Source organism: Azohydromonas aeria, assembly GCF_009760915.1.
In the GTDB taxonomy this organism is placed as follows: Bacteria; Pseudomonadota; Gammaproteobacteria; order Burkholderiales; family Burkholderiaceae_C; genus Azohydromonas; species Azohydromonas aeria.
Genome location: NZ_VIDQ01000009.1, coordinates 79,945 through 97,144, shown reverse-complemented (window position 1 = coordinate 97,144; position 17,200 = coordinate 79,945). Strand labels below are relative to the sequence as shown.

General features: G+C 74.3%; 19 protein-coding genes. 9 read left to right on the top strand and 10 right to left on the bottom strand.

What is annotated here, in order from left to right:
- Positions 1-136 precede the first annotated feature (136 nt).
- The 3 genes from FJ694_RS07770 to FJ694_RS07760 all read left to right on the top strand — a co-directional run bounded on the left by FJ694_RS07770 (position 137) and on the right by FJ694_RS07760 (position 1,835).
- The gene (locus FJ694_RS07770; protein WP_157265703.1) at positions 137-700 is read left to right on the top strand and encodes a hypothetical protein; all 564 of its coding nucleotides are present in this window, start codon (positions 137-139) and stop codon (positions 698-700) included.
- Positions 701-720: 20 nt separating this feature from the next.
- Positions 721-1,263 carry a DUF2062 domain-containing protein gene (locus FJ694_RS07765; RefSeq protein WP_157265700.1) on the top strand — a complete coding sequence of 181 codons (543 nt, stop codon included), beginning with the start codon at positions 721-723 and terminating at the stop codon, positions 1,261-1,263.
- 74 nt (positions 1,264-1,337) lie between these two features.
- Positions 1,338-1,835, top strand: coding sequence for a CopD family protein (locus FJ694_RS07760; protein WP_157265697.1), 498 nt, complete (start codon positions 1,338-1,340; stop codon positions 1,833-1,835).
- Here the strand turns inward: FJ694_RS07760 and FJ694_RS07755 are convergent.
- Complete coding sequence (locus FJ694_RS07755) at positions 1,799-2,353, bottom strand: DUF2231 domain-containing protein (RefSeq protein ID WP_157265694.1); 555 nt, start codon at positions 2,351-2,353, stop codon at positions 1,799-1,801. The two genes, FJ694_RS07760 and FJ694_RS07755, sit on opposite strands and share 37 nt — an antisense overlap.
- A gap of 21 nt (positions 2,354-2,374) precedes the next feature.
- Here FJ694_RS07755 and coxB point away from each other — a divergent pair, with 21 nt between their 5' ends.
- Genes coxB through FJ694_RS07740 form a run of 3 tightly spaced genes read left to right on the top strand, consistent with a single transcriptional unit; the run spans position 2,375 to position 5,918 of the window.
- Entirely contained in the window at positions 2,375-3,073 is a 699-nt protein-coding gene (coxB, locus tag FJ694_RS07750) for a cytochrome c oxidase subunit II (RefSeq protein WP_198320753.1), read from the top strand.
- Entirely contained in the window at positions 3,070-5,583 is a 2,514-nt protein-coding gene (ctaD, locus tag FJ694_RS07745; protein WP_157265687.1) for a cytochrome c oxidase subunit I, read from the top strand. Before coxB ends, ctaD begins: the two co-directional genes overlap by 4 nt.
- The gene (locus FJ694_RS07740; RefSeq protein WP_157265684.1) at positions 5,580-5,918 is read left to right on the top strand and encodes a hypothetical protein; all 339 of its coding nucleotides are present in this window, start codon (positions 5,580-5,582) and stop codon (positions 5,916-5,918) included. Before ctaD ends, FJ694_RS07740 begins: the two co-directional genes overlap by 4 nt.
- A gap of 25 nt (positions 5,919-5,943) precedes the next feature.
- Here FJ694_RS07740 and FJ694_RS07735 read toward each other — a convergent pair whose 3' ends face one another.
- Positions 5,944-7,407, bottom strand: a complete 1,464-nt coding sequence (locus FJ694_RS07735) for a potassium/proton antiporter (RefSeq protein ID WP_157265682.1) — start codon at positions 7,405-7,407, stop codon at positions 5,944-5,946.
- Between the two features lie 48 nt (positions 7,408-7,455).
- On the opposite strand from FJ694_RS07735, the gene FJ694_RS07730 reads away from it, so the two are divergent.
- Entirely contained in the window at positions 7,456-9,111 is a 1,656-nt protein-coding gene (locus tag FJ694_RS07730; RefSeq protein WP_157265679.1) for a cation:proton antiporter, read from the top strand.
- Positions 9,108-10,001: a universal stress protein gene (locus FJ694_RS07725; protein WP_157265676.1), complete on the top strand. Its 894-nt coding sequence runs from the start codon at positions 9,108-9,110 to the stop codon at positions 9,999-10,001. The genes FJ694_RS07730 and FJ694_RS07725 overlap by 4 nt, the downstream gene beginning before the upstream one ends.
- Before the next feature lie 45 nt (positions 10,002-10,046).
- Here the strand turns inward: FJ694_RS07725 and FJ694_RS07720 are convergent, their stop codons facing one another.
- The gene (locus FJ694_RS07720) at positions 10,047-10,466 is read right to left on the bottom strand and encodes a universal stress protein (RefSeq protein ID WP_157265673.1); all 420 of its coding nucleotides are present in this window, start codon (positions 10,464-10,466) and stop codon (positions 10,047-10,049) included.
- Positions 10,467-10,811: 345 nt separating this feature from the next.
- Between FJ694_RS07720 and FJ694_RS07715 the strand changes: the two genes are divergently transcribed.
- Positions 10,812-11,345, top strand: a complete 534-nt coding sequence (locus tag FJ694_RS07715) for a DUF2062 domain-containing protein (protein ID WP_157265671.1) — start codon at positions 10,812-10,814, stop codon at positions 11,343-11,345.
- Between the two features lie 69 nt (positions 11,346-11,414).
- Here FJ694_RS07715 and mnhG read toward each other — a convergent pair whose 3' ends face one another.
- From mnhG to mbhE, 7 genes are read right to left on the bottom strand one after another with little or no spacing between them, the layout of a single operon-like run.
- Positions 11,415-11,735, bottom strand: a complete 321-nt coding sequence (gene mnhG, locus FJ694_RS07710) for a monovalent cation/H(+) antiporter subunit G (protein WP_157265668.1) — start codon at positions 11,733-11,735, stop codon at positions 11,415-11,417.
- Positions 11,732-12,043 carry an MrpF/PhaF family protein gene (locus FJ694_RS07705; RefSeq protein WP_157265665.1) on the bottom strand — a complete coding sequence of 104 codons (312 nt, stop codon included), beginning with the start codon at positions 12,041-12,043 and terminating at the stop codon, positions 11,732-11,734. The genes mnhG and FJ694_RS07705 overlap by 4 nt, the downstream gene beginning before the upstream one ends.
- Positions 12,040-12,444, bottom strand: coding sequence for a Na+/H+ antiporter subunit E (locus FJ694_RS07700; RefSeq protein ID WP_157265662.1), 405 nt, complete (start codon positions 12,442-12,444; stop codon positions 12,040-12,042). The genes FJ694_RS07705 and FJ694_RS07700 overlap by 4 nt, the downstream gene beginning before the upstream one ends.
- Positions 12,441-13,901, bottom strand: a complete 1,461-nt coding sequence (locus FJ694_RS07695; protein ID WP_157265659.1) for a complex I subunit 5 family protein — start codon at positions 13,899-13,901, stop codon at positions 12,441-12,443. The genes FJ694_RS07700 and FJ694_RS07695 overlap by 4 nt, the downstream gene beginning before the upstream one ends.
- Complete coding sequence (locus FJ694_RS07690; RefSeq protein ID WP_157265656.1) at positions 13,898-14,371, bottom strand: NADH-quinone oxidoreductase subunit K; 474 nt, start codon at positions 14,369-14,371, stop codon at positions 13,898-13,900. The genes FJ694_RS07695 and FJ694_RS07690 overlap by 4 nt, the downstream gene beginning before the upstream one ends.
- Positions 14,368-14,829, bottom strand: coding sequence for an MnhB domain-containing protein (locus tag FJ694_RS07685; protein ID WP_157265653.1), 462 nt, complete (start codon positions 14,827-14,829; stop codon positions 14,368-14,370). The genes FJ694_RS07690 and FJ694_RS07685 overlap by 4 nt, the downstream gene beginning before the upstream one ends.
- Positions 14,826-17,117, bottom strand: a complete 2,292-nt coding sequence (gene mbhE / locus FJ694_RS07680) for a hydrogen gas-evolving membrane-bound hydrogenase subunit E (protein WP_157265650.1) — start codon at positions 17,115-17,117, stop codon at positions 14,826-14,828. The genes FJ694_RS07685 and mbhE overlap by 4 nt, the downstream gene beginning before the upstream one ends.
- Positions 17,118-17,200 lie beyond the last annotated feature (83 nt).

Below are 17,200 nucleotides of genomic sequence, written 5' to 3'. Positions count from 1 at the left end.
CGCGCCAGCCGGGCCGGGCCCCCGTGCATCGCGCGCCGCGCGGCGCGTTCGCGGCCGGAGTTGTCCAAACGTAAGGCCGGGGCCAGCCGGGAACTTTGGGTGTCCGCGGCGGACTCGTATGGGTCGCATCCAACGCATGAAAGGGAAAGCCATGGCGTTCAACCGCATCCAGGCGGCAAGGCTGCTCAGCGCTGCCGAGATGGAACTGTTCAAGGCCAGCCTGTCCGACCGGCTGCCGCAGCTCGATGCCAGGCAGCTGCGAAGCGCGGTGCAGCGCACCCGCACGCTGCGCGACAAGTCCCAGGACCTGCTGCGCAGGCAGCGCCTGGCCTCGCAGCAGCGCAGCGGCCACAAGGACGGCGCGCGTGGCGTGGACAACCTGCGCACGGCGCACAAGGTGCAGGCCCTGTCCGAGGCGCTGCAGCGCTTCGAGGACCGGGTCGCGCGCGTGGAGGCGGCGCAGGAGCGCGAGGCACGCCGCGCGGCCGTGGCGCAGCAGCGCCCGCCGGCGCAACCGGACGCCCCCCGCGCCGCCGCCCCGCGGCAGGCGCGCGGCGGGCGCCAGCAGGCCCAGGGCGACGGTGGCCGCGATGCCGCGCGCCAGGCCACGAAGCTGCGCAGCGGCGGCCTCGACCGCATCCAGGCGCACGTGGCCTCGCAGGGCCGGCGCTCCCAGGCGCGCCGGGACGGCCGGCGCTGAGCCCGGGGCCCGCCACGGCGATGAAGCGCTGGTTGCCGCGCCGCGAGCAGCTCGTGCGCCAGCGCTGGCTGGCCCCGCTGTCGCACCACCTCAAGGACGACCGGCTGTGGCGCGTGGACCGCGCCAGCGTGGCGCGTGCCGTTGCCGTCGGGCTGTTCTTCGGGCTGATGGTGCCGGTGGCCCAGATCGTGTTCGCGGTGGCGTGCGCGGCCTGGCTGCGCTGCCACGTGGCGGTGGCCGCGGGGGCGACGCTGATCACGAACCCGCTCACGTTCGCGCCGCTGTACTGGCTGGCCCACCGCATCGGCAGCGCGCTGCTGGGCCGGACCAACGGCGGCGCCGAAGCCGAGGCGGACCTGCTGGAGTCCCAGGCCGAGGCGGCCATGGCGGCCGACGGCATGCTGGCCGCGGCCTGGCAGGCGGTCCAGACCGCGGGCGCGCCGCTGCTGCTGGGCCTGGCCGTCATGGCCGTGTGCGCTGCGGCGCTGGGCTTCGCCCTGGTGTGGCTGCTGTGGCGGCCGCCGCACGCGGCTTCGGCCACCTCGGCCCCTCAGGAGCGTTGAGGCATGCCGCGATCCGGCCCGCGCGCCACCGGACACCGCGGAGCGCCCGTCGGCGCGCCCCGGGAGGTAAACGCGTGGGACTGATCGTCGCCCTCAAGACGCTGCACATCGCGGCGCTGATCCTGTGGTGCGCGGGGCTGGTGGGGCTGGCGCTGATGCTGCAGGCGCACCATCCGCGCCACTCGCAGCTCGACTACGGGCGGCTGCGCCGGCTCACCCACTACAGCTACACCCGGCTGGCCACGCCGGCGGCGGTGGTGGCCATCGCCGCCGGCACAGGGCTGGCCTTCGCGCGCGGGGTGTTCGAGCCCTGGTTCTTCCTCAAGCTGGCCGCCGTGGGGCTGCTGGTGTGCGTGCACGCCTGGCTGGGGCTGGCGGTGAGCAAGATCGGCGAGACCACCGGGCAGCACGCCCCGCCCGCCGCGTGGCTGGTGCTGGCGCTGGCGCTGCCGGCCATGGCGGTGGCGCTGCTGCTGGTGCTGGCCAAGCCGGCGCTGCCCGGCGACGCGCTGCCCGAGGCGCTGCAGTCGCCGCGCTACCGCCCGCTGCCGGTGGACGAAACCCCGATCTGATAGTGGAACACCAGCTTGCCCCCATGCCAGCCGGTGAAGGCCGTGAAGGCCACCGCCAGCAGCGACAGCAGCAGCCCGTGCGGCAGCACGGCCTCCACCGGTCCCTGCAGCCGCCAGCCCCAGTTGGCGCCCAGCAGCGACAGCAACATCACGGCGATGACGAAATGGGTCCAGCTCTCGGCGCGCACGCGGATGCCGCGCACGAACAGCAACTCCACCGTGCCCGACAGCCCCGCGGCCACGCCGAACAGGAAGGCCATGCCGCTGCCCCACAGCGCCGCGCGGGCCCAGAAGGCGTCGCCCGTCCACCAGTAGAAGACGTCGGCGCCGAGCGTGCACACCGTCATCGCGATCGGGAACGACACCAGCATGGCGTGGATCGGGTGGCCCGCGATGGCGATGCGCGACTCGGTGCGGTGGAAATGCGGCTTGGCGCTGATCGGATCGACGAGGGTGCCGGGCGCGGGCGCGGGCGCGGGCGCGGCGTCGGTCGGGGCGGGGGTGTCGGCGTCGGGCATGGCGGTTCGGCGTGGCGTGGGGTGGAACCTGCGCGGCGGCAACGCCCGTTCCCGGCCTGGGCCGCCGCGGCCGCGCTGCTCGGCGGCTGCGCCGGCGAGCAATCCGCGCTGGCGCCGGCCGGTCCGGCGGCGCAGGCGATTGCCGGGCTGTGGTGGGCCATGCTCATCGGCGCCGCGGCGCTGTTCACGCTGACGATGGCGCTGCTGGCCGCGGCCTTCCTGCGCCGGCGCGCCGGCGCGGCCGCAACCATGCGGCCCGGGCCCTGGCTGGTCGGGGGCGGGCTGGTGCTGCCGGCGCTGGTGCTGAGCGCGCTGCTGGCCTTCGCACTGGCGACGGGCGAGCGGCTGCTGCCGCGGCCCGGCGCGGACGTGGTGACGGTGCAGGCCCGGGCGGCGCAGTGGGCCTGGACCTTCAGCCAGCAAGGCCCGGGCGGCACGATCGAGCGCGTGGGCACGCTCGACATCCCGGCCGGGCGGCCGGTGGACCTGCGCCTGAGCAGCGCCGACGTGATCCACAGCTTCTGGGTGCCGCGGCTGGCGGGCAAGCTCGACGCCATCCCGGGGCGCGTCAACACGCTGCGCATCGAGGCCGCCGAGCCCGGCGTCTACCCCGGCCAGTGCGCCGAGTTCTGCGGCAGCGGCCATGCCCGCATGCGCGTGCGCGTCGTGGTGCACGACGCGGCGGGCTGGGCCGCGTTCCTGCAAGGGGCCACGCCATGAGGGCGCTGCGGCTGCACCGCGCGCTCGACGCGGCCTGGAACGTGCCGCCGGGGTGGCGCGGCTGGCTGGTGTCGGTCAACCACTCCGACATCGGGCGCCGCTTCATCGTCGCGTCCTTCGTGTTCTTCGCCATCGGCGGGCTGCTGGCGATGCTCATGCGCGCGCAGCTGGCCACGCCCGGCAGCGCCTTCGTGACGGCACCGGTGTATGCGCAACTGTTCACGATGCACGGCACGCTGATGATGTTCCTGTTCGCGATCCCGATGTTCGAGGGCTTCGCGCTGTACCTGCTGCCCAAGCTGCTGGGCGCGCGGGACATGGCCTTCCCGCGGCTGTCGGCCTACGGCTGGTGGTGCTACCTGTTCGGCGGCACGCTGCTGGTGCTGTCGCTGCTGGCCGGCGTGGCGCCGGCCAGCGGCTGGTTCATGTACACGCCGCTGTCCTCGCGCACCTACGCGCCGGGCATCAATGCCGACGTGTGGCTGCTGGGCGTGACCTTCGTGGAGGTGTCGGCGGTGTGCGCGGCGGTGGAGATCGCGGTGTCGATCCTCAAGGTGCGCTCGCCGGGCATGTCGCTGGCGCGGCTGCCGGTGATGGCGTGGTACCTGCTCGCCACGGCGCTGATGATGCTGGTGGGCTTCCCGCCGCTGATCCTGGGCTCGGTGCTGCTGGAGGTCGAGCGCGCCTTCGGCTGGCCCTTCTTCGACCCGCTGCGCGGCGGCGACCCGCTGCTGTGGCAGCACCTGTTCTGGCTGTTCGGGCACCCGGAGGTCTACATCATCTTCCTGCCCGCGGCGGGCATCGTCTCGACGGTGCTGCCGGTCATGGCGCGCGTGCCGCTCATGGGCTATGCCTGGGTCGTGGCCGCGGTGCTGACGCTGGCTTTCCTGAGCTTCGGGCTGTGGGTGCACCACATGTTCACGGTCGGCATACCGCACATGGCGCTGGGCTTCTTCTCCGCGGCCTCGCTGCTGGTGGCCGTGCCCACGGCGGTGCAGGTCTTCGCCTGGCTGGGCACGCTGTGGGCGGGCTGCCCGCGCATGCAGCTGCCCATGCTCTACCTGGTCGGCTTCTTCGTCGTCTTCGTGCTGGGCGGGCTCACCGGCGTGATGCTGGCGGTGGTGCCCTTCGACTGGCAGGCGCACGACAGCCACTTCGTCACCGCGCACCTGCACTACGTGCTGGTCGGCGGCTTCGTGTTCCCGCTGCTGGCCGGCGCCTACTACTGGCTGCCGCACTTCACCGGCAACCGCAGCGCCTACGGGCTGGGCAAGGCGGCGTTCTGGCTCATCTTCATCGGCTTCAACGCCACCTTCTTCCTCATGCACCTCACCGGGCTGCTGGGCATGCCGCGCCGGGTGGAGACGTATCCGGCGGACGCGGGCTGGACGGGGCTGAACCTGCTGTCCTCGGTGGGCAGCTTCGTGATGGCCTTCGGCTTCGCGCTGTTCGCCATCGACGTGGTGCTGACGCTGGCGCTGGGCCGGCGCGCGCGCCGCGATCCGTGGGACGCCACCACGCTGGAGTGGGCCATGCCCACGCCGGCGCCCAGCTACAACTTCGCCAGCCTGCCGCAGGTGAACCATCGCGAGCCGCTGGCGCACGACGGCGCGCTGCCGCTGACGCTGGCACAGGGCCAGGGCTTCCTGGGCCGCGCGCGCGGCCGGCTGCGCGAGACGCTGGGCGTGGAGATGGCCAGCGGCCGCGTCGAGCAGCTGGTGCTGCTGCCAGGCAACACGGCGCTGCCCATCGTCACGGCGGCGGTGACGGGGCTGTTCTTCCTGTCGCTGCTGTTCAAGCTGTACTGGGCCGCGCCGCTGTGCGTGGCCGTGCTGGTGGTGCTGGCCTGGCGCTGGGCCTGGGCCCTGGACAGGAGCCGGGACAACGACGCCGACACCGGCCCCGTGGACATCGGCTGCGGCGTGTGCGTGCCGCCGCACCGCGAGGCGGCCGAGGCGCCGGGCTGGTGGGGCAGCGTGTTCACGCTGGTGGCCGATGCGGCGCTGTTCGGCTCGCTGCTGTTCGGGCTGGCCTACCTGCGCGTGGTCACGCCCGGCGCGGCGCCGGCGCAGGTCTTCGACGCGCGGGTGGCGGACCTGGTGGCGGGCGTGGCGTCCTTCGCCGTGGCCGCCCTGGCCGTCGCACGCGCCGCCGCGGCCAACCGCCGTGGCGAGGCCCGGCGCGCGGCGTGGTGGCTGCTGGGCACGGGCGCCGGGCTGCTCGCGGGCGGCGCGGTGCTGGCGGCGGGGCTGCTGCTGCGCCAGCCCCCGCCCGACACGCACGCCTGGGCGGCCGTCAGCGCGATGGTGCTGTGGTTCGCGGTGGTCCATGCGGCGATCGCGCTGGCGATGCTGGCCTACGCCGCCGCCCGGCTGGCCACGGGGCGGCTCACGGCCGCGCGCAGCCTGGAGCTGCGCGTGGCCGCGCAGTGGATCGGCTACGGCTGCGGCGTGGGCGCGCTGTCGCTGGCGCTGCTGCACGGGCCGGCGCTGCTCGGGGCCGGGCCATGAAGGCGATGGGCGAGCTGTTGCGGGCCCTGGCCGGGCTGTTCGGCTGGGCCGCGTCGTTCACGCTGGTCTATGGCCTGCACGGGCTGGGCTGCGCGCGCGGCTGGCACCTCGTCGCCCTGGGGCCGACCGACCGGCACCGCGCCGTGCTGGTCGCCACCTGGTTCGCGTGCCTGCTGCTGCTGGGCCTGCTGGCGCTGCGCACGCGCCGGGCCGAGGCCGGCGCCGCGCCGCCGCAGCGCCTGCTGGCCCGGCTGGCGCGCACCTCGGCCTGGGTCGGGTTCGTGGCCACCGCGTTCTCGCTGGTGAGCGTGGTGACTGCGTCGTCGTGCCTGTAGGCCGGCATCGCAGCCGGCGCACGCTTCACGCCGCCTGGTCCAGGCCCAGGCCGACGCCGCTGATGCGGCCGTCCTGCAGCGCGCGCACGACGAAGGTGGCCGCGCCCAGCCGCACGCTGTCGCCCACCACCGGCGGGCGCCCGATCTCGCGTGCCATCCAGGCCTGCAGTTCGTCGGCCGCGTCGGCCGGCGGCGGCAGGCCGTAGAACTCGCACACCAGTCCCACCGGCGTGCGCGGATCGAGCGCGAAGTCGCGGAACAGCGCACGCGACCCGCGCTCGTCGCCGCGCTCGGGCAGCGCCACGCCCAGCCGGCGCGCCATCCAGCCGATCGTCGTGCCCTGGATCAGCAGCGAGGCCAGCACCACGACGAAGGCGACGTTGAACAGCAGCATCGACTCCGGGATGCCGGAGAGGAACGGGAACAGGGCCAGCACGATCGGCACCGCGCCGCGCAGGCCGACCCAGGCGATGAACCAGGTCTCCCGCGGCGAGAAGCGGAATGGCCGCAGGCACAGCCAGACGGCCACCGGGCGGGCCACGAGGATCAGCGCCAGCGCCACGCCGATGGCCGGGCCCAGCGTCTGCATCATGGACGACGGCGTCACCAGCAGGCCCAGCAGCAGGAACATGCCGGCCTGCGCCAGCCAAGCGTAGCCGTCCATGGCCGCGAGGGTCGGCTCCACCGCCTCGGCGGCGCGGTTGGAGACGACCAGGCCGAACAGGTAGACCGCCAGGAAGCCCGAGCCGCCGATGAGGCCCGTGGCGGCGAACACCGACAGCCCCGCCGCGCCGATGAGCAGCGCCATCACGCCGCCGCCGGCGTCGCGGGCGCTCACGCGCGGCAGCAGCACGGCCATGAGGAACCCGCTGCCCAGGCCGACCACGGCGCCCCAGCCGAACTGGCGCACGAAGGACAGCACGGCCTCCCCCCAGCCGGCGTCGCCCGCGGCGCCGGGGCTGGCCAGGGCGATGAAGGCCAGCGTCAGGTACACCGCCATCGGGTCGTTGACGCCCGACTCGATCTCCAGCGTGGCGGCCACGCGCTCGTTGAGCGTGACGCCCGAGCACGTGAGCAGCGCGAACACCGCGGCCGCGTCGGTGGAGCCGACGATGGCGCCCAGCAGCAGCGCGAGCTTCCAGTCCAGGCCCAGCAGCCAGTGGCCAGCCAGCGCCGTGAGGCCCGTGCTCAGCACCACGCCGACGGTGGCCAGCACGGACGCCGGGCGCAGCCCGGTGCGGAAGGTCGAGTAGGCCGTGCGCAGCCCGCCGTCGAGCAGGATCACGGCCAGGGCCAGGTTGCCGACCCAGGCGCCGAGCACGAAGTCGTTGAAGGCGTAACCGACGATGCCGTCCTCGCCGGCCAGGATGCCGGCCAGCAGGAACACCAGCAGGAACGAAAAGCCGATGCGCGCCGAGAACAGGCCCGCCAGCACGCTGACGAACACCAGCGTCGCCGCGGCCAGCAGCGGGATATAGACAAACTCCATGGCCACAGTATCGCGGGCGAAGCCGGCGGCTTGGGTAAGCTGCGGCCCATGCATGGCGCCTTCACCGAACTGGCCCTGATGCTGCTGGTCAGCGCGCTGGCCGGCGCGCTGTTCGTGCGCGCACGCCAGCCCGTGCTCATTGCCTACATCGTGGTGGGCATCGCGGTCGGGCCGGCGCTGCTGGGGCTGGTGTCGGCGCAGGACCAGGTCGACCTGCTGGCCCAGGTCGGCGTGGCGGTGCTGCTGTTCGCCGTGGGCCTGAAGCTCGACCTGCACCACGTGCGCCACATCGGGCCGGTGGCGCTGGCCACGGGACTGGGCCAGCTCGGCTTCACGATCGCGATCGGCTTCGCGCTGCTGCTGGCGCTGGGCCGGGGCTGGCTGGAGGCGCTGTACGTGGCCGTGGCGCTGACCTTCTCCAGCACGATCATCATCGTCAAGCTGCTGTCGGACAAGCGCGAGCTCGACACGCTGCACGGCCGCATCGCCGTGGGCTTCCTGATCGTGCAGGACCTGGCCGTGGTGATCGCGATGATGGCCATGAGCGCGCTGCGCGGCGCCGAGGGCGGCGCGGCGTGGTGGACGGTGGCGCTGTCGCTGGCCGGGCGGCTGGCGGCCGCGGCCGCGCTGCTGTACGTGCTGATGCGCTGGGTGCTGCCCACGGTGGTGGGCACCATGGCGCGCTCGCAGGAGCTGCTGCTGGTGTTCGCCGTGGCCTGGGGCGTGGCGCTGGCGGCGCTGGGGGAATGGGCCGGCTTCAGCAAGGAGGCCGGGGCTTTCCTGGCCGGCTTCTCGCTCGCCTCCACGCCCTACCGCGAGGCGATGAACGCGCGGCTCACGGGATTGCGCGACTTCCTGCTGCTGTTCTTCTTCATCGACCTGGGCGCGAAGCTGGAGTTCTCGACGCTGGGCGCGGAGCTTGGGCCGGCGCTGCTGCTGTCGGTGTTCGTGCTGGTGGGCAATCCGCTGATCGTCATGGCCATCATGGGCTGGATGGGCTACCGCAAGCGCACCGGCTTCATGGCCGGGCTGACCGTGGCGCAGATCAGCGAGTTCTCGATCGTGTTCGTGGCCATGGGCATCACGCTGGGCCACGTGGGCCTGCCGGCCCTGGGGCTGACCACGCTGGTGGGGCTCATCACCATCACGCTGTCCACCTACATGATCCTGTACTCGCAGCCGCTGTACGAGCGGCTGGCGCCCTGGCTGGGCGCCTTCGAGCGGCGCCAGCCGCTGCGCGAGATGGCCGCCGAGCGCGAGCCGGCCGCGCACGGGCCCGTGGAGGCCGTCGTCTGCGGCCTGGGCCGCTACGGCAGCCGGCTGCTGCTGCAGCTGCGCGCCGCGGGCATCGAGGTCGTGGGCGTGGACTTCGACCCCGAGGTGGTGCGCCGGCTGCGCCAGCGCGGCCTGCCGGTGCTCTACGGCGACACGGAGGACCCGGAGTTCCTGCAGACGCTGCCCCTGGCGCGGGCGCGCTGGTTCGTCACGACGCTGCCGCAGTGGGAGGCCAACCGGCAGCTGCTGCAGGCGCTGCGCTCAGCAGGCTACGGCGGCCGGGTGGCCGCCGCGGCGCGCGACGACCGGCATCGCCACGAGCTCGGCCGCGCGGGTGTGGACAGCATCCTCCATCCCTTCGACGACGCCGCGGACCACGCGGCCCAGGGCCTGGTGCGGGCCCTGCGCCCACTGGAGGACCCGTCATGACCGCCCTGGCTTCCATCCTGGCTGCCACCGACCTGTCCGCCCCCTCGCGGCAGGCGGCCGAGCGCGCCGCGCGCCTGGCCCACGAAACCGGCGCGGCCCTGCACCTGCTGCACGTGCTGCCCGGCGGGGCGCTGCAGGAGCTGCGGCAATGGCTGGGCGCGGGCCATGCCGCCGAGGAGCAGCTGCGCCAGGACGCCGGGCACCGGCTGCACGAGCTGGCCGGCCGGCTGCAGGCCCGGCACCCTGTGGCGGTGCATCTCGTGGAGGGCGTGGGTACGGTGGTCGAGGAGATCGACCGCCAGGCCGCGCTGCACGACGCGCAGCTGCTGGTGCTGGGCGCGCGCGGGGCCGGCTACCTGCGCCGGGTCCTGCTCGGCACGACGTCGGAGCGGCTGCTGCGGCGCACGACGCGCCCGGTGCTGGTGGTGCGCCAGCCGCCCCACGAGCCCTACCGCCAGGCCCTGGTCGCGCTGGACTTCTCGCCCTGGTCCCTGCCCTCGCTGGCCCTGGCCCGCCGCGCGGCGCCGCACGCGCACCTGGTGCTGTGCACCGCCTTCGAGGTGCCGTTCGAGGAGAAGCTGCGCTTTGCCGGCGTCGATGCGGCCGCCGTCGAGCACTATCGGGCCCAGGCACGGCTCGGTGCGCACTCGCGCCTGGATGCCCTGGCCCACGGCGCCGGGCTCAAGCGCGGGCAGTGGACTCCCTGCGTCGTCGAAGGCGATGCCTCGCTGCGCATCGTCGAGCAGGCCCAGGAGCAGGACTGCGACCTCGTCGTGCTGGGCAAGCACGGCCAGTCGGCAGCCGAGGAGCTGCTGCTGGGCAGCGTGACGCGGCACGTGCTGTCGGAGGGCCTCACGGATCTGCTGGTGTCCACCGCGCGGCAGCCGTGAGCGCGCTGCGGCGCCGCGAGGCCGGACGGCGCGCCGTCCGCGGGCTCAGCGGATCACGAGCACCGCCGTGCGCGAATGGGCCAGGACGTTGGTGACCACCGAGCCCATGACCAGGTTGCCCAGCGCGCTGTGGCCGTGCGAGCCCATGACCACCAGGTCGTAGCCCTCCATCGCCAGCTGCGAGATGACGTCGGCGGCACGGCCGACCATGCCCAGGCAGGCCGGCTCGATGCCCAGCCCGGCGAGCCGGTCCCGGATCGGCTCCAGGACCTTGGCCGTCTCCTGCTGGTAGTAGCCGTCCACATCGTCCTTGGAAAGCATGGAACGCACCTGCGGCGGCACGGCCGGGCAGACGTGGAGCAGCGTGTACTGGTGGTCCTTGCTGAACAGCTCCTTGTGCTGGGCCATGTAGTCCAGCACCCGGGCGGTGCACTCGCTTCCATCGACAGGCAGCAGGAACTTCATTGTTTACCTCGGTTTTGGCCGCGTGCGGCCCGGTTGGTTCAGGCATGCCGCGCCCCGGCACAGGGAAGCGAGGCAGCCCTGGTTCGACCAGGCCTACGGTCTGCGGTTCCATTGCCGGCGACCCGTCGGGCCACGGCGGCCGGCCAGCGCGGACACGGGGCGAACGCAGACGGGGCAACTGGTTGCGGTGCCACCTTTCCGGCCGGCCCGCGGCGACTCCGTGAAACGTGCTCCGGAGGGCCGCCACGCCGGCCGGGCGCCTGCCGGGGAACACCGGAGACCCGGCGGGGTCTGTAGGCGATTCCCTTCCGTTCAACGACGCCGGCCCGCCGCCGACCCCCTTCCATGAAGCATTGGCTCAACCGCCGTGACGAACTCCTGTGCCAGCGCTGGCTGGCTCCCCTGGCGCGCCATCTGCGCGACGACCGGCTCTGGCACATGGAGCGCATGAGCGTGGCCCGCGCGGTGGCCGTGGGCCTGTTCTTCGGGCTGCTGCTGCCGGTGGCGCAGGTGCTGCTCGCCGTGGCCTGCGCCGTGTGGCTGCGCTGCCACGTGGGCGTGGCCGCCGCCGCCACGCTGGTCACCAATCCGTTCACCTTCGCGCCGGTGTACTGGCTGGCACACCACGTCGGCAGCGTCCTGCTGGGACGCTTCAACGGCGGCGCGGCGCCCGACGCCGGGCTCCTGTGGGACCAGGCCCAGGCCACGCTGGCGGCCCAGGGCCTGCTGAGCGCCACGCTGCAGATGCTGCAGGGCATGGGCGCGCCGCTGGCGCTGGGCCTGGCCGTGCTGGCCGTGGGCGGCGCGCTGCTGGGCTATGCGCTCGTGTGGCTGCTGTGGCGGTCGAAGCGGCCGCAGGACACTGCGCTCGGGGCCTGAACCCGGCGTACCCGGCCGCGCTGGACGGAACCGGATTCAGTGCGGGCCCGGCCCTGCCGGTCCCCGGGCTCAGGCGCGGGGCTCGACCAGCGGCGCCTCGCGCGGCGGGTCGTCCTGGGCCGACTCGCGCAGCGCCGCGCGAGCCAGCAGGTGCGAAGCCACCGGCAGCGTGACGAGCAGGAAGACCACGATCAGGCCGAGGCGCCAGCTCCAGGCCGCGTCGGCCGCGGCGGCCATGGCGCCCAGGCACACCAGCGCCAGCGCCAGCGTGCCGGCCTTGGTGGCCGCATGCTGGCGCGACAGCGCGTCGGGCAGCACCAGCACGCCCCATGCAGCCAGCACCAGCAGCAGCGCGCCGGCCATCAACAGCACCAGTCCCAGCAGGTTCATCGCATTCCTCCTTGGCGCCCGTGCGCCGTTTCTGAAGCCGCGCGCCGCTCGACGAGGCGCGCCCAGCCGATGGTGGCGACGAAGCCCGCCAGCGCCAGGCCCAGCGCGACGTCCAGGAACGCCGTGTTGCCGGTCTCCAGCGCCGCCGCCACGCACAGCGCCACGGCCCCGGCCAGGAAGATGTCCAGCGCCACGACGCGGTCGGCGGCATGCGGGCCTCGCAGCAGGCACACGGTGGCCAGCATCACCGCCACGAGCGCGGCGGCCACCAGCGCGATCAGGGCCAGGGGGGGCAGGAACGGACTCATGCGCGGTCTCCAAACAGGTCGAGCAGCCCCGGCTCGAAGCGGCGGCGGATGTCGGCCACCAGCGCCGGGGCGTCGCTGGCGTCGAGCAGGTGCAGCAGCAGCTCGCGCCGCTCCATGTCCACGTCGATCACGGTCGTGCCCGGCGTGAGCGAGACCATGCACGACAGCAGCGCCGCGCCGCGCGCGCTCAACGGCGCGAAGCGCATGCGCACCAGTGCCGAGGGTGGCGGCGCGCCGCGGCGCAGCGCACTGCGCAGGATCACGCCCGCGGTCTGCAGGCCCGACACCGGCACCGCGGCCACGAAGTGCAACGCCAGCGCCAGCGCGGCCCGCAGTCTGCGCAGCGTGCCCGCGGCGCCCATGGGCGCCCCCTGCGGGGCGGCCGGGCGGGGGGCCCTCATCGCCCGCTCCCCAGCGCCGCCGCGGCATGCTGCGCATAGTCCGCCAGCAGTTGCGGCTGCAACCCCACGGCCAGCGTCACCGCGGCCAGCGCGGTGCAGGCGGCCCAGGCCGGCCACAGCCGCACGTCGCGCTGCCGCGGCGGCGGCACGTCGGGATGCGGCTTCCAGAAGGCCTCCATCCAGACCTTCATCATCGAGTAGAGCGTGAGCACGCTCACCAGCAGCGCCAGCACGGCCCAGGCCACGCGCTGCTGCGCCATCGCCTCCTGCAGCACCATCAGCTTGGCCCAGAAGCCCGAGAGCGGGGGCACGCCCACCAGCGACAGCGCCGGCACCGCGAACAGCAGCGCCAGCGCCGGGCGCGCGGCGTAGAGCCCGCCGGCGCGGCGCAGGTCAAAGCTGCCCGCGTACACGCACACCAGCCCGGCGACGAGGAAAAGGTTGGCCTTCACGACGATGTGGTGCACCGTGTAGAACAGCGCCGCGGCATGCCCGCCGAGCCCGCCCAGGGCCACGGCCAGCAGGATGTAGCCGATCTGGCTGATGATGTGGAAGGCCAGGATGCGGCGCAGGTCCCAGTGGTAGGCCGCCCCCAGCACGCCGGCGAGCATGGTGGCCGCGGCCACCCAGCCCAGCGCCTGCAGCAGCAGCGCATCCACCGACGGCGCGAACACGTCGCCCAGCGTGCGCAGCAGCGCATACACGCCCACCTTGGTCAGCAGTCCCGCCACCAGCGCCAGCACCGGCGTGGGCAGCGTGTGGTACGCCGCGGGCAGCCAGGCGAAGAGCGGGAAGGCGCCCGACTTCAGCAGCAGCGCCACCATCAGCACCGCCAGCAGTGCCGTCACCAGCGCCGGGGGCAGTTGCGGCGCGGCGGCGGCCAGCGCGTCGAAGTTGAGATGCCCGGTGGCGCCGTAGACCAGCCCCACCGCCGCCAGCAGCAGCAGCGTGCCGAAGAGGTTGAGCGCGAGGTACTTGAAGGCGGCGTCGAGCTGGCGTGGCTGCAGGCCCAGCACGAACAGGCCCAGCGCGCACACCAGCATCACCTCGAACCAGACGTAGAGGTTGAACAGGTCGGCGGTGGCGAAGGCGCCGCCCACGCCGGCGAGCGTGCCGTGCAGCAGCGGCAGCAGCAGCGGGTGGCGCGGGCCGGGGTCCACGTCGCTGCACAGGAACAGCAGCGTCGCCAGCCCCATGAGCGCCGTCACCAGCACCAGCACGCTGCCCAGCGGGTCCAGCGCGAAGCCGATGCCGTAGGGCGTGTCCCAGCCGCCGAAGGCCACCGCCGCGGGCTGCCCGGCCGCGGCGCGCGCCACCAGGGCCAGCGCGCAGCCCAGCAGCAGCAGCGCGCCGGCGAAGCTCAGCGCCCGCTGCAGCCGCGCCTGCCCGGCGCACAGCACGGCCAGCGCCGCGGTGGCCAGCGGCACCAGCACCGGCGTGGCGGCCAGCGCGCTCATGGGAGCACCCTTTCGTCGCGCGGGGCCGTGCTGGGCGAGACGGCGTGACCGTCCGGGAGCGGCCGCACGGGCGGCACGCCCACCCGCCCGTCCTCCAGCGGCGGCTTGACGGGATGGTCCGGCACGGGCTCGGCATGGCGCAACGCCAGCGCGTCGTCGCTGCCCGCGTCGCGCACCAGGCAGCGCACCAGCACCAGCGCGAAGCACAGCAGCGCCAGCCCGATCACGATGGCCGTGAGCACGAGCGCCTGCGGCAGCGGGTTGGCCGCCGCCGCGTCCAGCACCGTGGCCCCGGAGGGCACCAGCGCCGGCTGCGCCGGGCCCAGCCGGCCTGCCGCCAGCAACAGCAGGTTGACGGCAGCGCCGCTGAGCGCCAGCCCCACCACGCAGCGCAGCACGTCGCGCGACAGCGCCAGGTACACCCCGGCCGCCAGCGCGGCCCACACGGCAACGGCGAAGGCCCAGATCATGGCGCGTCCTCCCTGGCGGGCGGGCCGTCCGGGTCGTCGTTGTCATCGAGCAGCGCCAGCGCGTAGCCGCCCAGCGCGCCCCACACGCACAGGAAGACGCCCACGTCGAACAGCAGCACCGTGGAGAGCTTGAGCTGCGTGAAGCCCAGCGGCAGCGTGCCCCACCAGTGCGTGAGGTAGGCCTGGCCCGCGGCCCAGGCCGGCAGCCCCGCGCACAGCGCCAGCAGCACGCCCGCGGCGGCCAGCCTGGCGGGCGAGCGCAGCGGCAGCCGCCGCGCGGCCGCGTCGCTGCCGTGCGCCACCGCCCACAGCACGCTGGCCACCACGGCCAGCAACCCGCCGACGAAGCCGCCGCCGGGCTCGTTGTGGCCGCGCAGCAGCATCGCCACCGCCACGGCCAGGATCAGCACGTACAGCGGGCCGGCCGCGGCTTCGAGCACCACGATGCGGCGGTTCATGGCCGGGCCTCCCGGGCGCGCCGGCGCGCGGCCTGCAGCAGCGGCACGGCCGCCAGCAGCGACAGCAGCACCACGCTGATCTCGCCCAGCGTGTCCAGGGCGCGGAAGTCCACCAGGACCACGTTGACGACGTTGCGCCCGTGGGCCTGCGACACGCTGGCCTCGGCGAAGAAGCGCGTCAGCGCCGTGTCGAAGGCACCGGCATGCACGGCCAGCAGCAGCCCGGTCAGCGCCGTGGCCAGCACCAGCGCCAGCCCCAGCGCACCGGGCCGCAGCAGCGGCTCGGACACGCCCCGGGCACGGCCCTCGCGCGCCAGCGCGCCCAGCACCGCGGCAATGACGATGACGAACACCGTCTCCACCGTGAACTGCGTCAGCGCCACGTCCGGCGCGCCGGCGAAGAGGAACAGCGCCGCGCTGCCGTAGCCCACCAGCCCCGCGGCCAGCAGCAGCACCAGGCGGTCGCGCACGAACAGCGTGGCCAGCGCCCCGGCCACCACGACCAGGCTGCCGCCCAGCACCGGCAGCGGCGGCGCCTCCCAGGCCGGCCAGGGCAGGTCGCGCGCGCCGGCCAGCAGCGCCGCGCCCACGGCCACGCCGGCCACGCCCGCGGCCAGCGCCATGTAGCCCGGCAGCCGCCCGTGCTGCAGCCGGCGCGTGCAGGCCGCGGCCAGGCGCGGGATCGCCGCCAGCGAGCGCTCGTAATGCGCGGCCGGGCTCCAGCGCTGCAGCCACGCGCCCACGGTGTCCATCACGCGATGCAGCGGCTCCCACAGCAGGTACACCGCCGCCCCGATGGCCAGGCTCACGGCGAAGGAGGCGGCCTCGGGCCGCACCAGCTCCGCGAAGTCGGTGCCCAGCGGGCCGCTGCCCGGCGTCATCGCCACGCCCGCGGCGTGCATCAGCGCCTGGGCATAGAGCGGGAACAGCCCCAGTGCGATGCCCAGCAGCGCCAGCACCAGCGGCGGCAGCACCAGCGCCCAGCCACCCTCGTGCGCTTCGGGCGTCTCGCTCACGCCGGGGCGGCGCCAGAACACCCGCACCGCCGCCACGCCGGCCACCGCGACCGCCACGGCGCCGAACACCGCGTAGGCCGCGCGCGCGAAGTCCAGCGCCTCGCCGCTGCTCTTGGCCAGCGCGATCGCGTCCTTGGCCACGTAGCCGAAGGACAGTGGCATGCCCGCCATCGACATGCCCGCCAGCAGCGCCGCGGCCGCCGTCCAGGGCATGGCACGGCGCAGGTTGCCCAGGCGCTCGATGTCGCGCGTGCCGGTGCCGTGGTCGATGTTGCCGGCCACGAAGAACAGCGGCGCCTTGTACAGCGCATGCGCCAGCAGCAGCGCGCCCACCGCCAGCGCCGGGCCCTCGCCGCGCAGGCCCACCAGCAGCACCAGCGTGCCCAGCGTGGCCACCGTGGACCAGGCCAGGATGCGCTTGAGGTCACGCTCGCGCAGCGCCAGCAGCATCCCCCATGCGGCAGTCACCGAGCCCACGGCCTGCAGCAGCAGCGTCCACAGCGGCCAGTGGTCGAAGCCCGGGTCCAGCCGCGCCAGCAGGTACACGCCCAGCTTGACCATGGTGGCCGAGTGCAGGTAGGCCGACACCGGCGTGGGCGCCGCCATCGCGTTGGGCAGCCAGAAGTGGAAGGGCACCTGCGCGCTCTTGGTGAAGGCGCCCGCCAGGATCAGCAGCAGCGCCGCCGTGAGCTGCGGCGTGGCCGGCTCGGCGGGCAGCTGCGCGACGATGGCGCTGATCGAGGACGTGCCCATCGCCTGCGCCAGCAGGATGAAGCCGGCCAGCAGCGCCAGCCCGCCGCTGCCCGTGACCATGAGCGCCTGCTGCGCGGCGCGGCGGCTGGCCTCGCGCGCATGCTCGAAGCCCACCAGCATGAACGACAGCACGCTGGTGGCCTCCCAGAACAGGAACAGCACGAACAGGTCGTCGGCGCTGACGCAGCCGATCATCGCCAGCATGAACAGCGTCAGCAGCACGTACAGCCGCCGCTGCGCCGGGTGGCCCGCCATGTAGCCGCCGGCATAGACGAACACCGCCGTGCCGATGCCCGTGACCATCAGCTGCATCAGCGCGCTCAGGCCGTCGATGCGCCAGGCGAAGGACACGCCCAGCGCCGGCACCCACGCCAGCGCGCCGGCCAGCGGCAGCGGCCGCGTGGCCAGCAGCGCCGCCACCACCACCAGCGCCGTCAGCGGCAGCAGCGTGAAGGCCGCGCGCGCCCACCGGCCCATGGCGTGGGCCTTGGCGGGGGCGGCGACGGCGTCCTCGTGCATGGCGGCTCCTGGGGCGCGCCGCCATGGACGGCGCGGGAACGTGGCCCGGGGCGGATGCCCGGCCTACCGTGCTGGGAGTCGGT

Bases quoted from the DNA above. Each gene is read 5' to 3' on its own strand.
- FJ694_RS07770 (WP_157265703.1), top strand. From the start codon at position 137: ATGAAAGGGAAAGCCATGGCGTTCAACCGCATCCAGGCGGCAAGGCTG.
- FJ694_RS07765 (WP_157265700.1), top strand. From the start codon at position 721: ATGAAGCGCTGGTTGCCGCGCCGCGAGCAGCTCGTGCGCCAGCGCTGG.
- FJ694_RS07755 (WP_157265694.1), bottom strand. From the start codon at position 2,353: ATGCCCGACGCCGACACCCCCGCCCCGACCGACGCCGCGCCCGCGCCC.
- ctaD (WP_157265687.1), top strand. From the start codon at position 3,070: ATGAGGGCGCTGCGGCTGCACCGCGCGCTCGACGCGGCCTGGAACGTG.
- FJ694_RS07740 (WP_157265684.1), top strand. From the start codon at position 5,580: ATGAAGGCGATGGGCGAGCTGTTGCGGGCCCTGGCCGGGCTGTTCGGC.
- FJ694_RS07735 (WP_157265682.1), bottom strand. From the start codon at position 7,407: ATGGAGTTTGTCTATATCCCGCTGCTGGCCGCGGCGACGCTGGTGTTC.
- FJ694_RS07730 (WP_157265679.1), top strand. From the start codon at position 7,456: ATGCATGGCGCCTTCACCGAACTGGCCCTGATGCTGCTGGTCAGCGCG.
- FJ694_RS07725 (WP_157265676.1), top strand. From the start codon at position 9,108: ATGACCGCCCTGGCTTCCATCCTGGCTGCCACCGACCTGTCCGCCCCC.
- FJ694_RS07720 (WP_157265673.1), bottom strand. From the start codon at position 10,466: ATGAAGTTCCTGCTGCCTGTCGATGGAAGCGAGTGCACCGCCCGGGTG.
- FJ694_RS07715 (WP_157265671.1), top strand. From the start codon at position 10,812: ATGAAGCATTGGCTCAACCGCCGTGACGAACTCCTGTGCCAGCGCTGG.
- mnhG (WP_157265668.1), bottom strand. From the start codon at position 11,735: ATGAACCTGCTGGGACTGGTGCTGTTGATGGCCGGCGCGCTGCTGCTG.
- FJ694_RS07705 (WP_157265665.1), bottom strand. From the start codon at position 12,043: ATGAGTCCGTTCCTGCCCCCCCTGGCCCTGATCGCGCTGGTGGCCGCC.
- FJ694_RS07700 (WP_157265662.1), bottom strand. From the start codon at position 12,444: ATGAGGGCCCCCCGCCCGGCCGCCCCGCAGGGGGCGCCCATGGGCGCC.
- FJ694_RS07695 (WP_157265659.1), bottom strand. From the start codon at position 13,901: ATGAGCGCGCTGGCCGCCACGCCGGTGCTGGTGCCGCTGGCCACCGCG.
- FJ694_RS07690 (WP_157265656.1), bottom strand. From the start codon at position 14,371: ATGATCTGGGCCTTCGCCGTTGCCGTGTGGGCCGCGCTGGCGGCCGGG.
- FJ694_RS07685 (WP_157265653.1), bottom strand. From the start codon at position 14,829: ATGAACCGCCGCATCGTGGTGCTCGAAGCCGCGGCCGGCCCGCTGTAC.
- mbhE (WP_157265650.1), bottom strand. From the start codon at position 17,117: ATGCACGAGGACGCCGTCGCCGCCCCCGCCAAGGCCCACGCCATGGGC.